Here is a 14,086-nt window from a genome sequence, read left to right on the forward strand (position 1 = left end):
TAGTTTAATTACTAGAGTAAAATTCATCAAAAAAACACCATGACGAGAACGTCTAAATCAGGTATAATGTAGAAAAATGGAGAATTTTATCTTTATCTGTAATTAAAAAGGGGGTTACTGTTTGGAAATCACTCAAACTTCTATCAAAATAAATCAAATAGAGGGTGCAACCTCCGGTTCAAATAAACAAAGTGACCAAGATTACAATAATGCCTTTGACCAAATACTTGCAATGTTTGCAGCTCTTGGCCAATTGGCGCCAATAACTGGGCAACCAATAAGTTCTGATGTTCAAATTGGGAATAAAAGGGAGATTTCTGATTCTAATAATCTGAAAAGTCTGAGCGAGAATAGAATTTTGATGAACTCATCTACGAAAACTAAACAAGATGTAAATCTAATCTTGACTAATTTTCTTCAAGGATTGCAAGGATTAGATCAGATATCCCCCTCGGATCCAACTCAACAGCAACAGGAGCTTAAACTATTAATTTCTGATTTGCAATCGCACGGATATTTGAGTGGAATAGAGAATTTAGAAGGATTATTAAAAGAGTTCCCAACGACGTCAAATCAATTAAATGCAGGTTTAGAAACAGAACTTAAGTCTCTGTTTAACCTCAGCGAGTTCAAAGACACCGATTTATCATTTGATACAGTGCTTAATGACAATGAGAGTTCATACGTTGAAAAAAAACATGAACAAGCAATGGAAGCAAAACCACTACTAAGTTTAAACAAGGATGAAGTATTACTTTCTTCCTTTTCCAATCTTAAATCAAATATAACTGAGGAGGACTTGATTCCAGATTCGATTACCTCTTTCGAGGCAGGGTTAACAGAATCCTCCGAGTTGGCATTTTCTCTTGAGCCCAAAGTTCAAAATACTGGGCGATACGGTCAACAGGGACCCGAATCACCTGTTCCGACACTAACTGTTTCAGAGTTTGCCCCTGAAGTGAGTGAATGGATTGGGAGAAACATAAGGCTTTCCTCGGGGCAGTCGGGGAATACAGAAGCTAAATTTTCATTGTTTCCAGAACATTTGGGTCATATTGAAATAAAAATTTCATCTCAGAAGGGTCAGGTATCTGCACAAATTTTGACTGATACTTCATTGGCGAAAGAAGCGCTGGAATCACAACTTCCTCACTTACGGCAGGCGTTGCAACATCAAGGTATCATCGTGCAAAAACTAGATATTGTACAGCAACAGTCACAAATGGAAACAAACACATTGAATTTATCCTTTTCGCAAGGTGGTTTTACTTCATCTCAGGAGCAGCGAACCTTTTCTTTTAATCAAAATACATCAAATAAACAGAAAGAGTTTGTTCATCAGGATACAGAGGTTGAACCTGTCGTTAATACATATGGGAGAACTTCTCCATTTTCAGCCTCCAATATTGACTTTACAGCATAGGAAGGGGAAAGTTCTATGAGCAATTGGGTGGATATTAAAACTTTATCCAACAGCAATTCTGTTTTTAACAATGTCAAGCCATTTGAAGAAAAAAACAAGCTGGGTAAGAATGATTTTCTCCGGATACTGACTACACAATTATCGCATCAGGATCCTTCAAGTCCGCTACAAGATAAGGACTTTATTGCGCAAATGGCAACTTTTAGTTCATTGGAACAGATGACAAATTTGAACACCTCTTTTGAGAAATTTACCAGCCGCCAGATGAGCCAATATGCTGCTGTGATTGGAAAAGAAATAACATGGTCTTCGGCTGACTTAGCGACTAGGGTAACAGGTGTTGTAAATGGTGTATCAGTTCAAGGTGGCAGTTATTTTTATTTAGTTGGACCCGATAAAGTTCCGATGGAAAATGTTATCGAGATTAAGGAAGTAAAGCAGGAATCGAAATAATGATACAGGTTGGAATGAGGAGGAAAAACAAATGTTAAAATCGCTCTACTCTGGTGTATCCGGGATGAAAGGTTTTCAAACCAAATTGGATGTCATTGGTAATAACGTAGCCAATGTAAATACAGTCGGATTTAAGAAAGGCCGTGTGCTGTTTCAGGACATTATCAATCAAAACATTGCCGGTGCTACTGCACCAACTGATCAGCGTGGCGGTGTGAATCCAAAGCAAATTGGACTTGGGTCAAAGATTTCATCAATCGATACGATCCATACACCCGGTAGCCCAATGACTACCAATGTCGGTACCGATTTAGCCATTGATGGGGATGCGTTTTTTGTTGTTAGTCCCGATAAAGGCGCGGGCAATAATTATTTAACAAAAGCCGGCAATTTTACTAGAGATGCTAATGGCTTTTTAGTAAACTCAAATGGCTTTTTCGTAGTTGGTGTCGTGGAGGATGGAAGTGCTATTCCTGACCAAGTGGAAATTAAAATTACGGAAGATGAAAAAACAGGTCTTAAATTTACATCTTATTCTATCGACTCAGATGGTTATATCAATGTAGTTGATTCAGAAGGGAAAAATGGAAAATTAGCGTATGGACCGGTGGATACAAATACACCACCAACAAATGGATATTACTTAAGCCAGGATCCAGATTCAATTGAAAACATCTCCTTGGCAACTTGTGTTGTATTTAATCCAGGTGGTCTTAATAAAATTGGTAATACGATGTTTGAGGTAACAGGAGCTGCTGACCCAACTGGGGAGGCAGTCGTAAACCGGATTAAGAGTAACAGTGGGGGTTCAATTTCTGCAGGTATCCTTGAAATGTCAAACGCTGATTTGACAGAAGAATTTACTGAAATGATCGTCGCACAGCGTGGTTTCCAAGCGAATGCCAGAACTATCACAACTTCTGACTCTATTTTGGAGGAAGTTGTTAACTTAAAACGATAGGATAGCAGGAGGAGCCGCAAAAAATCGGCCCCTCTTTTAAAGGCGGGAGAACCCATGAAAGCTAAACTTAAATTAATTTTGATTACTTCCGTTATCGTATCACTTTTACTTGGTGGAGCAGGTTGGATTTTCTATAAACAAACCATAGCTAAAGAAAAACCAAAAGAATTAACTGCTGACGATATTGTAGCAACATTGGTCGAAATCGATCAGATTACCACTAATTTGAAATCTGGAGGTTTTGTTCAGCTCCGATTTAAGATCCAAACAAGTTCGGATGAAGCAAAAGAAGAATTAGAAAAAAGGGATTTTCAAATTAGAAATATCACACTACGGCTGATATCATCCATGACAGAAGAGCAAATAACCAGTCCGGATGGAATGGCCAGTTTCGAAAAAGAAATGAAAACCCAATTAAATAATTTGATGCAAAATGGGAGTATTGTTCAAATCTATACAACCAATAAAATAATTCAATAACTCAGGGAAGAGTTAGGGGGATGCCCTGTGGCAGATGTATTATCGCAACAAGAAATAGATGCCCTTTTATCGGCCTTAAGTAGTGGCGAACTGCAAGCATCCGATGTAGCAGAAGAAAAGGAAAAGGTCAAAGTATATGATTTCAGACGTGCGATGCGCTATTCAAAGGAACAATTACGGAGCATCATGCGGATTCATGAAAATTTTACACGCCTTTTAACTTCCTATCTATCAACCCAATTACGAACTTTTGTTCAAGTAGACATTGACCTAGTGGAACAAGTAAATTACCATGAATTTATTTCATCCATCCCTTCAAAAACTATTTTGAATGTCTTTGATGTAATGCCTATGGATGGAAAAATGGCACTGGAAATTGGTCCACAAGTAGCCTTTGCTATTTTGGAGCGGTTACTGGGTGGATATGGTGACCCGTCCGATAGAAATGGGGGACTAACAGAAATAGAAATGGTACTGTTAAGGAAAATTATTACCCGCTCATTTGACATGTACCATGAAGTTTGGAAAGACATTGAAAAAATAAATGCAAAATGGGAGGCATTTGAAACAAACCCACAATTTATACAAATTGCTTCGCAAAATGATACCGTAATTGTATTAGCTTTTCGTGTGACAATCGGGGAAGTTTCAGGCATGATGACACTTTGTCTTCCACATTTAATTGTGGAACCAATGCTGCCTAAGTTATCGACACAGCAATGGCTTTCTTCCAAGACGAAAAAAAATGCCCCGCAACAGGATAAAATCAAGCAAAATCTGGACAATGTTCAAATTCCTGTGATTGCTGAATTAGGCAGGGCGACCTTACCTGTTTCCGAGTTGCTTAATCTTCAAGTTGGAGATGTAATTGGAGTTGAAACAGGGAAAATACATGTAAAAGCCGGGACCTATACAAGATTTGTTGGAAATCCTGGAATTCAGAAAGGGCGTTTTGCGGTCCAAATCGATCAAGTCATTCACACGGAAGGAGAAGAACTATAAAATGAGCGACGGTTTACTATCCCAAGATGAAATAAATGCGCTTTTTAATCAAATGGAAACCAATACTGCTTTATCTATAGATGATTTTTTGAGTCCCATGGAGAAGGATGCTCTGGGAGAGATCGGCAATATATCATTAGGGAGTTCAACAACTGCACTTTCCACCTTACTAAATCAGCGCGTGGAAATTACCGCACCGAGCCTTACCGTCGTTGAACGGGAGAAATTGGAAAGCGAAATAACAGAAAAGCATGTCGCTGTCCACGTGGACTATACAGAGGGGATTCGCGGGAAGAACTTGCTAATGATTAAGGAGAAAGATGCAAAAATCATTGCCAATTTAATGATGGGAGGGGATGGAACGGAGCTCGAACCTGAACTTTCTGAACTTCATCTTAGCGCAGTTCAAGAGGCAATGAACCAAATGATGGGTTCTGCAGCTACCTCCATGTCGACCATTTTTAGTCAAAAGGTAGATATTTCGCCGCCTGATATTGATGTTCTCGGTTTCCCACCCAAAAAATTGGCAGACCTCGAGGACGATATTATTATTGAAGTTTCGTTCAGGTTAAAGGTCGGGAATCTGATCGATTCAAACATGATTCAATTTATTCCACTGTCTTTTGGCAGGGAAATGATTCATAAAATATTAAATCCTGGGGAGGCGGCAGCTGCAAGTGCAGTGGTTGAAGAGGTAAAAGTTCCACCAACACATCCTGTCTCGGCCAAGCCGGCAACTGCTCCAACATTTAACAAGGAACCGGACTTTCATTCGCAGCACCAGGTACAGGCAAATGCCAATGTTCAAAAAGTTCAATATGCCAGTTTTCCGGAAACAACAAGCTATAATACTGGAGGTACCAGAAATTTAGACTTGTTATATGATATTCCATTAGATATTTCCGTGGAATTAGGGCGTACAGAAATGCAAATTCGTAAAATTCTTGAATTGGGTCCGGGTGCTGTCATCCAACTAGATAAATTAGCAGGGGAACCAGTTGATATATTGGCTAATAACAAGCTGATTGCCAAAGGTGAAGTGGTCGTAATTGAAGAAAACTTTGGCGTGCGGATTACCGATATTATTAACCCTATCGAACGACTAACGAAAATGACGATGTAATAAGGAAAAAAGTATTGGAGGAGAAAGACAATGGCAAGAGTATTAATTGTAGATGATGCTGCATTTATGCGCATGATGTTAAAAGATATATTAACTAAAAATGGAATTGAAGTTATTGGCGAGGCTGTTAATGGCAATGACGCTGTAGACAAATACAAGGAACTACAACCGGATGTGGTCACAATGGATATTACAATGCCTGAAAAGGATGGTATTACAGCTGTTAAGGAAATCAAAGCAATACATCCGCAGGCCAAAGTGATAATGTGTTCTGCCATGGGACAGCAGCCAATGGTATTAGAGGCCATTCAAGCCGGAGCGAGAGATTTTGTAGTAAAGCCATTCCAAGCTGATCGGGTAATGGATGCAATTAACAAGGTGTTGGCTAGCTAATTTCATGTTTTTCCTATATTCTAAGAAAAATACAAACAGGGGAGGAGCCGGCGGTGACAGTAAAACTAGGTAATTGTAAACGATGTGGGAAGTTATACCTGCGAATGCGTGATTTTTGTGATGATTGTTACCAGAAGCAGGAAGATGATTTTCTTAAGGTAGCGGAATATCTACGTGACCACCCGGGGATTATCATTCAAGAACTTAGCGAAGAAACTCAGGTCTCAATCCTGCAAATTCGTCAATTTATTCTGGAGGGAAGGATCCTAGTTGGAAACTTTCCGAATCTCTCCTATCCATGTGAAAATTGCGGTACGATGATCCGGACAGGAAAAACCTGCGACATCTGTAATGACACACTCCAGCAGCTGAGTATGCAGAATTTACAGGAGGAGAAGGAATTCCGGCAAAAAGTATCCGAGCATCATGAAAAGAGAAACGCTTATATTACACATAAGCTATAGAGATTGAAAGGTGTTGTGACTTGGTCCAACACCTTTTGTAATGAAGTAAAAAAATTACCTTCATAGGATTTTCCCTATGAAGGTTTCTTATTTTCGAAGAATAATGATATTAACACGACGATTTGCTTTCATATTTGCAGGTGAATCGTTAGGGTATAAAGGTTTAAACTCGCCATATCCTGCAAAACTCAAACGAACAGGATCAATACTTTTAGTCTGCATATAGTGAACGACTGACAACGCTCTGGCACCCGAAAGTTCCCAGTTTGATGGGAACTTTGAATTGCGAATTGGTTTATTATCCGTATGACCTTCGATGGTAATAGAATTGTCTATTGTAGTAAACATCTCAGCCATTCCATCAAGAATAGGGTAGAAATTAGGCCGAATATTGTCGCTGCCTGAATCAAAAATGATACTATCTTTTAAGGTTATTTGTATGCCTTCTTTCATATCAGTTAAACTAATTTCTGCGTTTAAATTGTTCTGGTCAACGTATTGTTGCAGCATTGCCATTAAATCCTGTAATTTTTGTTCCTCGGCATTTCCTTCATTTCCTACCGTTTTTTCAGATTCTGCAGCTGGATTTGTTTGTTGTTGTTCTTTAGTGATACTTTTATTACCCGGTGACTGCCCGCCGCTGTTGGTTTCAAATACAGATACTGTATTAAAGGCCTTGTAAAGAGATTCCATCATTGCGTCCATTTTTTGTTTGTCCTCAGCTCGCATGGAAAACAAAACAATAAACAAGGCAAGCAGCAAAGTAAGGATATCAGCATAGGGAATCAGCCACGACTCATCAACATGATCTTCCTCGGGATGATGATTACGACGCTTTCTCCTGGCCACGGTTACCCTCCATATTCATTTCTGAATGATCATTTTTCTGTTCCACTTCATCAGGACTTAAATAGACACTTAATTTGTGTTCTAATTGTCTGCTATTTAGGCCTTCTTGAAGTGATAGAAGACCTTCCACCATAATTTGACGGATTTCCACTTCTCTTTTGGATAGTAATTTCAATTTATTACTCATTGGATGCCATAAAACATATCCCGTAAAAATACCGAGAAGTGTTGCAACAAATGCGGCAGCAATGGAATGTCCTAATTTTTCAACATCGGAAAGATTCCCCAATGCAGCAATTAACCCTACTACAGCTCCAAGTACACCTAATGTAGGGGCATAGGTACCAGCTTGCGAAAAAATCAAGGCTCCCTTACGATGTCGCTCTTGCATAGCACTAATTTTTTCCAATAAAACATCTTCGGTAAATTCAGTATCAGTAGTATCGATGATGAGTTCCAGACCCTGTTTTAGAAATTCATCCTCAATGCTGGGAATCTCATTTTCAAGGCCTAGTAATCCTTCTTTCCTTACAAGTGTTGCCCAATTTGTGAACATTTCAATAATTTCTGTTTTTGATGTAAGTTTTTGACTGCCGCCAAAAATAATTTTGATTAATACTGGGAATTTTTTTATTTCAGCCATAGGGAAACTTACGAATAGAGTAGCTGCAGTTCCTACGATGATAATTAAAAAAGCCGCCGGATTGACCAGTGCAGCAAGACTGGCGCCTTTTAACACCATACCAACTCCAACTGCCAGCACTGCCAGAACTATCCCTATCAGCGTAGAAGGCTCTTTCAAATTTATTCCTCCCTTATTTATGTAGAATAATATTTATGTATTTTAATTGTATTGGAATTCGAAAGATAAAACAACAATTTGTTTGATGGATATCAAAGAAATATAGGGGGATTTTTGATAGAAAAAAATACTATGAGAATATTGATGGATAATAATAAACTTATCCTATCAGTAACCGATAAAGAGAATAATAGTCTATTAATTTACAGGTCATTGTAGTTACACTACATAGTTTTTTTTGTACTACTTTATAAGTGGGGAGAGTATGGTATGGATTTAAATAGTTATTTGGAAATATTTATCGAAGAATCGAAAGAACATTTACAAGCCATCAATGAGGAATTATTGAAATTAGAAACTGAGCCTGAGAACACAGCAATAATTAATGAAATCTTTCGTAGTGCTCACACTCTCAAGGGTATGGCAGGCAGTATGGGGTATGAAGATCTTGCCTCATTAACTCATGAAATGGAAAATGTTCTGGACCTCCTCCGAAACGACAAATTAAAAATTACATCAAAAATAATGGATATTATATTTAAATGTGTAGATTTAATAGAAAAAATGGTTGAAAACATTGAACAAGGCGGTACTGGTGACGAAAATGTTACTGAAATTGTAAAGCAATTAGCTATGATTCATAATCCGTCAGGAGTATATGAATCTGTGATGGAAGAGGCAAAGCAAGAGGTTGCCGCTACAGCGACTTTGGAAGTTGATGAATTTCAGCGGTCCATCATTAATGAAGCTAAAAGAATTGGGAACAACATTTATCATGTAACAGTTACCATCGAAGAAAGCTGTTTGATGAAATCAGTTAGAGCTTATATGGTTTTCCAAGTGGCCGAGGAGCTTGGTGAAATTATTCAAACTAATCCATCAGTGGAGGAAATTGAAGAAGATAATTTTGGCAATTCATTCTCTATTTTGTTATTAACCAAACGTGATTCAAATGAAATTCAATCTCAACTATTGAATGTGTCTGAAATAAAAGATGTAGTTGTAATCGATGGAGTATTTCAGGATAGTGTTAAACCAAAAGAGAAGGTTGATACCTTTCAGGCAGAACAAGAAAAAACTCCAATCGCAAAGGATGAAAGTGAAGCAAGTAAGAAAAAACAACGGTCTAAATCTATTCGAGTTGACATTGAAAAACTCGATCACTTAATGAATTTATTTAGCGAACTTATTATAGATCGTGGAAGACTTGAACAAGTTGCTCGGAAATCACAGCTTCCTGACCTCAATGAAACGGTCGAGCATATGACCCGTATTTCAACAGATTTACAAGGCCTTATTCTTAACATGCGCATGGTTCCTGTTGAACAGGTTTTCAATCGTTTCCCACGTATGGTACGAGATTTGGCAAAGGAATTGAACAAGAAAATTCAATTGGTGGTTGAAGGTGCAGAAACTGAATTAGACCGCACTGTTATTGATGAAATCGGTGATCCGCTTGTCCATTTACTGCGAAATGCCCTTGATCATGGTCTGGAATCACCTGAAGAACGTTTGGCTAGCCAAAAACCTGAAGAAGGTAAAGTTTTGTTAAAAGCTTACCACAGCGGTAATCATGTTTTTATTGAAGTAAAGGACGATGGCAAAGGTATTAACCGCGAAAAAGTCCAGAATAAAGCGATAGAGCGGGGAATTATAACAAAAGAAGAAGCTGAAACGCTCACAGACCAACAAGTTTACGCATTGATTCTATCATCCGGATTCAGTACAGCTGATAAAATATCAGATATATCAGGACGCGGTGTAGGATTGGATGTAGTCAAAACGAAAATAGAATCGTTGGGTGGAGTCATTAATATTGATTCAACCCCTGGTCAAGGATCTACATTTCGAATTCAATTACCACTGACATTATCTATTATTTACGCAATGCTAGTAAAAGTACAGGAAGAAACCTACGCCATACCATTTAATTCTATTGTGGAGATTACAACAGTGAACAAGGAGCAAGTTTCCACATTGTACGGCCATAAAGTTATTCAGTTTAGAGGTCAGGTTGTGCCACTGGTGTATTTAGCAGACGTTTTCAAAGTTCCAGCTGTTGACCATGCAAATGATTTTGAACAGCTTTCCATTGTGATCGTCCGGAAAGGCGACAAAACTGTGGGGTTAGTGGTGGAATCAGTGTTGGGGCAACAAGAGGTAGTACTTAAATCATTAGGACACTATTTAAATAATCTTTATGCAATTTCAGGCGCGACTATTCTAGGTAACGGAGAAGTAGCGTTAATTATCGATGCCAACCAATTTATTGAATAGAAAGGGTGGACTTTTTAAATGGATATGGTAAAAATAGTCGCCTTCAAATTAGGAAACGAAGAATATGGATTAGATATCGATTATGTACAGTCCATTGAACGAATTCAGCAAATTAAAAGAGTTCCAAATGCTCCACAATATGTAAAAGGGGTCATTAATCTCCGCGGGAATGTCACTCCATTGATTGATCTAAAAAGCAAACTAAAACTTGGGGAAACAGAATTAACTGACCAAGCACGAGTTATTATTACGAAATATGAGGACATTGAACTTGGATTAATTGTAGATCAGACAAGCGATGTCATCGATGTTAAAGAGGATGAACTAGAGGCGGCCCCTTCAAGTGGGTTGGCGTCCGAATTTTTCGGCGGGATAGCCAAAATCAATGGTAGATTAATTATACTGTTAAAATTAGTAGAATTAATGAAATCAATGTAATCCAATTATATCAGTCTATTTAGAAAAGGAAGGGAAATGTATGTCCAATCAAATTACATTGCAGGATTTTAAAGCATTAGTATTTAAAGTTGGTCAAGAAGAGTATGGGGTTCATATTAATCAAGTTATTTCAATAGAACGAATGCAGGAAATTACACCGTATCCAAATCGTCCGATGCATGTTTTGGGGGTAACCACGATTAGAGACATCGTGACCCCCGTTGTAGATTTACGAACGGCAATTTTGGGAGAAACTCAACAACTCGTAGAAGATTCCAGAATTATTATTTTCCAAGTTCATGATAGAAATGTGGGACTCGTAGTGGATGCGGCAACCGATGTACTTGATATTGCATCGAACAGTATTCAGTATCCCAATCTGTTGGAAATGAAAGAGGTTTCTTATATTAAAGGAATTTCCAAGCTTGAACAAAGGTTAATCATTCTTTTAGATATAGAAATATTATTAGAGGACACAACTAACTTGGATGAATTGAAAGAATTAAAAAATTCTATTTAAAAACTTTTATTGAATGTAAAACTATTAGTGAGTATTTCAAAATTTTGAAGTATAATAGATTTAGGTTTTTGATAAATTTTGATAAAGATTTTGAAGAATAATCAAAAAAGTGGAGGTGCTGCTTATTGAAGATTATAGACCCGGTAAGAGTCAATATAAATGATTTTCGTCCTGCCTCAAATGAGCGTTCCTCCCAAAGTTCATTGTCTTTTCAAAAAATCATGAATACATATACGAAGGAATTGAATCAGGACCATCTACAGCAATTACTGAATGAAATAGACCAACAAGGCTTGCAGTTGAGTGAAAAACCTACGTTTAATGAATTAAGGAAATATAAAGAACTAGTTAAACGGTATATGAATGAGGTAACCAAAAATGGAATTGGGCTGCATCAATCTGAGAGTTGGGATCCGTACGGCGGAAACAAGACACTTAAAACAGTGCAAGTGTTGGACCGCAAATTAATGGAATTAACAGATCACATCCTGAAACAACAGAGTTCCGGACTGTCCATTTTAGAGCGGATCGGTGAAATAAAAGGTTTGTTGATCAACCTCTATACATAAATTAGCTTGGATAAGGGGTTGCCGACCATGAAACGGTTAATGAAAATTTTGATTATCCTGATTGTTGTTATTGTCATTGGAGGATTCGGCGGGTTTTTTCTCTGGGATCATTATTTCGCTCCAGATAAAGCCAAAGAAAAGTCAGATCCACCGACGATTGAAGAATTGGTAGCAAAATCAGTAGATACAGAAGATATAACAACTAACTTTGCAGATGGTGGTTATATCAAAACAAAATTCAAAATTATTACAAAATCCGATAAAACAGCAGAAGAACTTAAGAAACTACAATTTCTTGTTGAAAGTTCCATCATTAAAAGTATTAACCGGATGAAAAAGGAAGAAGCTGCAGGTCCGGATGGGATTGTATTAATTGAAACCAATATAAAAAACGAGATTAACCATAACTTGGGTGAAGACTATATAACTGAAGTTTTTATGGTTGATGAGTTAATTCAATCAAATTAGAGAGTTTTGAGGACGGCTCTGCAACATTTCAAGGGTGCCGTCTTTCTGCGTAATTATTGAACTAACCTTCAAGGTAAGAAAGGAGCATGTCATGATTAGAGGTTTATATTCAGCAGCTTCGGGTATGTTCGCCATGGAGCGAAAACAAGAAGCATTGGCGGATAATCTTGCAAATGCCCAAACACCGGGATACAAAAAAGATGAAACGTCACTTCGAGCTTTTCCAAAAATGTTATTAAACAGGATACGTGATTTCAACGAGGCTGGAAATATTCCCAGTTCGGGTGGGCAAAATTTGATGGCACAATCTGTTCCAGTCGGTGTCCTGGCTAATGGGGTTTATGCCCAGGAACGCATCCCTAATTTCGCGATAGGTACGCTGACACAAACAGACCAGCCATTGGACTTGGCTATTGATGACCAAAATATCCCGTTCCAAACTGTGAACGGACGGCAAGTGAAACCGGCTGCTTTCTTTGCCGTTGAACTTCCAGATGGTACTGTTGGCTACACAAGAAATGGAAAATGGGATTTGGATGCCAACGGAAATCTTGTCACAGCAGAAGGTTATCGAGTTTTGGGAGGGAACCATCAACCAATTCAACTTATGGCTAATCTTGGTAAAGAGGATATTCGAATCACACAAGACGGAACAATCATTGTCAAATCAAATGACCTTGAATTTAATTCTATTGGACAGGTTGGGATTTCGGTCGTTCAGAATCCACTGGAACTTAAACGCTTAGGCGGAAATGTCTATCAATCGGATAATCCAATTCCGTTTATTCAGGATGCAGGCGGAACAAATCCTGGCGTGTCCATTCTTCAAGGTTCTATTGAACAATCAAATGTGGACCCCGGACAAACAATGACGGAAATGATGTTAACTGTACGCGGGTATGAGGCCAATCAAAAGGTAATCGGCATGTATGATCAATCGTTACAACAGCTTTACTCTATTGGCAAAATTAACGGTTAATACTTAAAAGACAGGGGAAAGGGAAAATGAACACATCATTATATATTTCTTCCGGTGCTTTGCAAGCATATCAACAAAAGATTGATACTTCCGCCAATAACGTGGCAAATGTGAATACAGTAGGGTTTAAACGGAAAGACCAAAGCTTTTCGGAAATTTTAGCTTCACAAATAAATAATCAGGGCCGGGCAGGTCAAGAGGCTGGGAGGCTGACTCCACAAGGATTGCGAGTTAGTTATGGCACGAAGGCAGGTCTAACTCAACTGGATATGGAACAAGGTCAGGCGCAGGAAACTGGCAACCCTTTTGACTTAATGATCAATGGAAAGGGATATTTTCAGGTATCCTATTCTGCATCAAATAGCGGTCAACCAAATGAGATTCACTTTACAAGAGATGGTAGTTTTCACCTTAGTCCTGTTCAGGAAAAACCGGGAAAATATCATTTAGCCGATGCTAACGGTGGGCTTTTACTTGATCAAAATGGAAGCCCGATTGAACTTGACGAACAATTTGAAGTTAATATTGATACTGCCGGCCAAATTAAGTTAAGAAATAAAAACGGTCAAGGGGAATCATTTTTATCAACACAGCGGGTCGGCATGGTAGATATTAAAAATCATCATTTATTAAAGAACATGGGGGACAATCAATATATCATTGATACAGCTGTGCTGCCAAATGGGGCAACGGCCGCTAATTATACGAGGTTAATGAACACGGGAGAAATTCGAGTTTCTTCAGGTTTTTTGGAAGGATCTAATGTGGACCTAACAAAAGAAATGACGGACTTAATGACCTCACAGCGAAGTTTCCAAATGAACGCAAGGGCGGTTTCCTATGCTGATCAAATGATGGGAATTGCTAATGGAATATTGAAGTAGG

The 14,086-nt window shown here is 38.3% G+C and carries 17 protein-coding genes; 15 read left to right on the forward strand and 2 right to left on the reverse strand.

Annotation, left to right across the window (positions count from 1 at the left end):
* Nucleotides 1-121 precede the first annotated feature (121 nt).
* Genes ACZ43M_RS11775 through ACZ43M_RS11810 form a run of 8 tightly spaced genes read left to right on the forward strand, consistent with a single transcriptional unit; the run spans nt 122 to nt 6,299 of the window.
* Complete coding sequence (locus tag ACZ43M_RS11775) at nt 122-1,423, forward strand: flagellar hook-length control protein FliK (RefSeq protein WP_464507595.1); 1,302 nt, start codon at nt 122-124, stop codon at nt 1,421-1,423.
* A gap of 15 nt (nt 1,424-1,438) precedes the next feature.
* Entirely contained in the window at nt 1,439-1,876 is a 438-nt protein-coding gene (gene flgD / locus ACZ43M_RS11780) for a flagellar hook assembly protein FlgD (RefSeq protein ID WP_464507596.1), read from the forward strand.
* Nucleotides 1,877-1,907: 31 nt separating this feature from the next.
* A complete protein-coding gene (locus ACZ43M_RS11785) occupies nt 1,908-2,837 on the forward strand; it encodes a flagellar hook-basal body complex protein (RefSeq protein ID WP_464507597.1) in 930 nt (309 codons plus the stop codon).
* 54 nt (nt 2,838-2,891) lie between these two features.
* Nucleotides 2,892-3,317 (forward strand): flagellar basal body-associated FliL family protein, encoded by a 426-nt coding sequence (locus ACZ43M_RS11790; RefSeq protein ID WP_464507598.1) that lies wholly within the window; start codon nt 2,892-2,894, stop codon nt 3,315-3,317.
* Nucleotides 3,318-3,344: 27 nt separating this feature from the next.
* The gene (fliM, locus tag ACZ43M_RS11795) at nt 3,345-4,319 is read left to right on the forward strand and encodes a flagellar motor switch protein FliM (RefSeq protein ID WP_464507599.1); all 975 of its coding nucleotides are present in this window, start codon (nt 3,345-3,347) and stop codon (nt 4,317-4,319) included.
* Between the two features lies 1 nt (nt 4,320).
* Nucleotides 4,321-5,442, forward strand: a complete 1,122-nt coding sequence (fliY, locus tag ACZ43M_RS11800) for a flagellar motor switch phosphatase FliY (RefSeq protein WP_464507600.1) — start codon at nt 4,321-4,323, stop codon at nt 5,440-5,442.
* A 30-nt stretch (nt 5,443-5,472) separates the two neighbouring features.
* Nucleotides 5,473-5,835 carry a response regulator gene (locus ACZ43M_RS11805; protein WP_464507601.1) on the forward strand — a complete coding sequence of 121 codons (363 nt, stop codon included), beginning with the start codon at nt 5,473-5,475 and terminating at the stop codon, nt 5,833-5,835.
* A gap of 53 nt (nt 5,836-5,888) precedes the next feature.
* Nucleotides 5,889-6,299, forward strand: a complete 411-nt coding sequence (locus ACZ43M_RS11810; RefSeq protein WP_464507602.1) for a flagellar protein — start codon at nt 5,889-5,891, stop codon at nt 6,297-6,299.
* A gap of 87 nt (nt 6,300-6,386) precedes the next feature.
* On the opposite strand, the gene ACZ43M_RS11815 is transcribed toward ACZ43M_RS11810, so the two are convergent.
* Nucleotides 6,387-7,148, reverse strand: a complete 762-nt coding sequence (locus tag ACZ43M_RS11815; protein WP_464507603.1) for a flagellar motor protein MotB — start codon at nt 7,146-7,148, stop codon at nt 6,387-6,389.
* Nucleotides 7,126-7,950, reverse strand: a complete 825-nt coding sequence (gene motA, locus ACZ43M_RS11820) for a flagellar motor stator protein MotA (protein ID WP_464507604.1) — start codon at nt 7,948-7,950, stop codon at nt 7,126-7,128. Before motA ends, ACZ43M_RS11815 begins: the two co-directional genes overlap by 23 nt.
* A 270-nt stretch (nt 7,951-8,220) precedes the next feature.
* Between motA and ACZ43M_RS11825 the strand changes: the two genes are divergently transcribed.
* The 7 genes from ACZ43M_RS11825 (at nt 8,221) to ACZ43M_RS11855 (ending at nt 14,085) form a co-directional block, all read left to right on the forward strand.
* Complete coding sequence (locus tag ACZ43M_RS11825; RefSeq protein ID WP_464507605.1) at nt 8,221-10,227, forward strand: chemotaxis protein CheA; 2,007 nt, start codon at nt 8,221-8,223, stop codon at nt 10,225-10,227.
* An 18-nt stretch (nt 10,228-10,245) separates the two neighbouring features.
* Entirely contained in the window at nt 10,246-10,665 is a 420-nt protein-coding gene (locus ACZ43M_RS11830) for a chemotaxis protein CheW (protein WP_464507606.1), read from the forward strand.
* 40 nt (nt 10,666-10,705) lie between these two features.
* On the forward strand, nt 10,706-11,185 hold the full coding sequence (locus tag ACZ43M_RS11835) for a chemotaxis protein CheW (RefSeq protein ID WP_464507607.1): 480 nt from the start codon (nt 10,706-10,708) through the stop codon (nt 11,183-11,185).
* 125 nt (nt 11,186-11,310) lie between these two features.
* On the forward strand, nt 11,311-11,754 hold the full coding sequence (locus ACZ43M_RS11840) for a YaaR family protein (protein ID WP_464507608.1): 444 nt from the start codon (nt 11,311-11,313) through the stop codon (nt 11,752-11,754).
* A gap of 27 nt (nt 11,755-11,781) precedes the next feature.
* Nucleotides 11,782-12,222: a flagellar basal body-associated FliL family protein gene (locus tag ACZ43M_RS11845; protein WP_464507609.1), complete on the forward strand. Its 441-nt coding sequence runs from the start codon at nt 11,782-11,784 to the stop codon at nt 12,220-12,222.
* A 91-nt stretch (nt 12,223-12,313) separates the two neighbouring features.
* On the forward strand, nt 12,314-13,201 hold the full coding sequence (locus ACZ43M_RS11850) for a flagellar hook-basal body protein (RefSeq protein WP_464507610.1): 888 nt from the start codon (nt 12,314-12,316) through the stop codon (nt 13,199-13,201).
* Nucleotides 13,202-13,227: 26 nt separating this feature from the next.
* A complete protein-coding gene (locus ACZ43M_RS11855; RefSeq protein WP_464507611.1) occupies nt 13,228-14,085 on the forward strand; it encodes a flagellar hook-basal body protein in 858 nt (285 codons plus the stop codon).
* Nucleotide 14,086: the final 1 nt, after the last annotated feature.

This window comes from Neobacillus sp. B24, assembly GCF_055381825.1.

Excerpts from the sequence above, each read along its gene's own strand:
- flgD (WP_464507596.1), top strand. The coding sequence starts at position 1,439 with ATGAGCAATTGGGTGGATATTAAAACTTTATCCAACAGCAATTCTGTT.
- ACZ43M_RS11785 (WP_464507597.1), top strand. The coding sequence starts at position 1,908 with ATGTTAAAATCGCTCTACTCTGGTGTATCCGGGATGAAAGGTTTTCAA.
- ACZ43M_RS11790 (WP_464507598.1), top strand. The coding sequence starts at position 2,892 with ATGAAAGCTAAACTTAAATTAATTTTGATTACTTCCGTTATCGTATCA.
- fliY (WP_464507600.1), top strand. The coding sequence starts at position 4,321 with ATGAGCGACGGTTTACTATCCCAAGATGAAATAAATGCGCTTTTTAAT.
- ACZ43M_RS11805 (WP_464507601.1), top strand. The coding sequence starts at position 5,473 with ATGGCAAGAGTATTAATTGTAGATGATGCTGCATTTATGCGCATGATG.
- ACZ43M_RS11825 (WP_464507605.1), top strand. The coding sequence starts at position 8,221 with ATGGATTTAAATAGTTATTTGGAAATATTTATCGAAGAATCGAAAGAA.
- ACZ43M_RS11830 (WP_464507606.1), top strand. The coding sequence starts at position 10,246 with ATGGATATGGTAAAAATAGTCGCCTTCAAATTAGGAAACGAAGAATAT.
- ACZ43M_RS11835 (WP_464507607.1), top strand. The coding sequence starts at position 10,706 with ATGTCCAATCAAATTACATTGCAGGATTTTAAAGCATTAGTATTTAAA.
- ACZ43M_RS11845 (WP_464507609.1), top strand. The coding sequence starts at position 11,782 with ATGAAACGGTTAATGAAAATTTTGATTATCCTGATTGTTGTTATTGTC.
- ACZ43M_RS11850 (WP_464507610.1), top strand. The coding sequence starts at position 12,314 with ATGATTAGAGGTTTATATTCAGCAGCTTCGGGTATGTTCGCCATGGAG.
- ACZ43M_RS11855 (WP_464507611.1), top strand. The coding sequence starts at position 13,228 with ATGAACACATCATTATATATTTCTTCCGGTGCTTTGCAAGCATATCAA.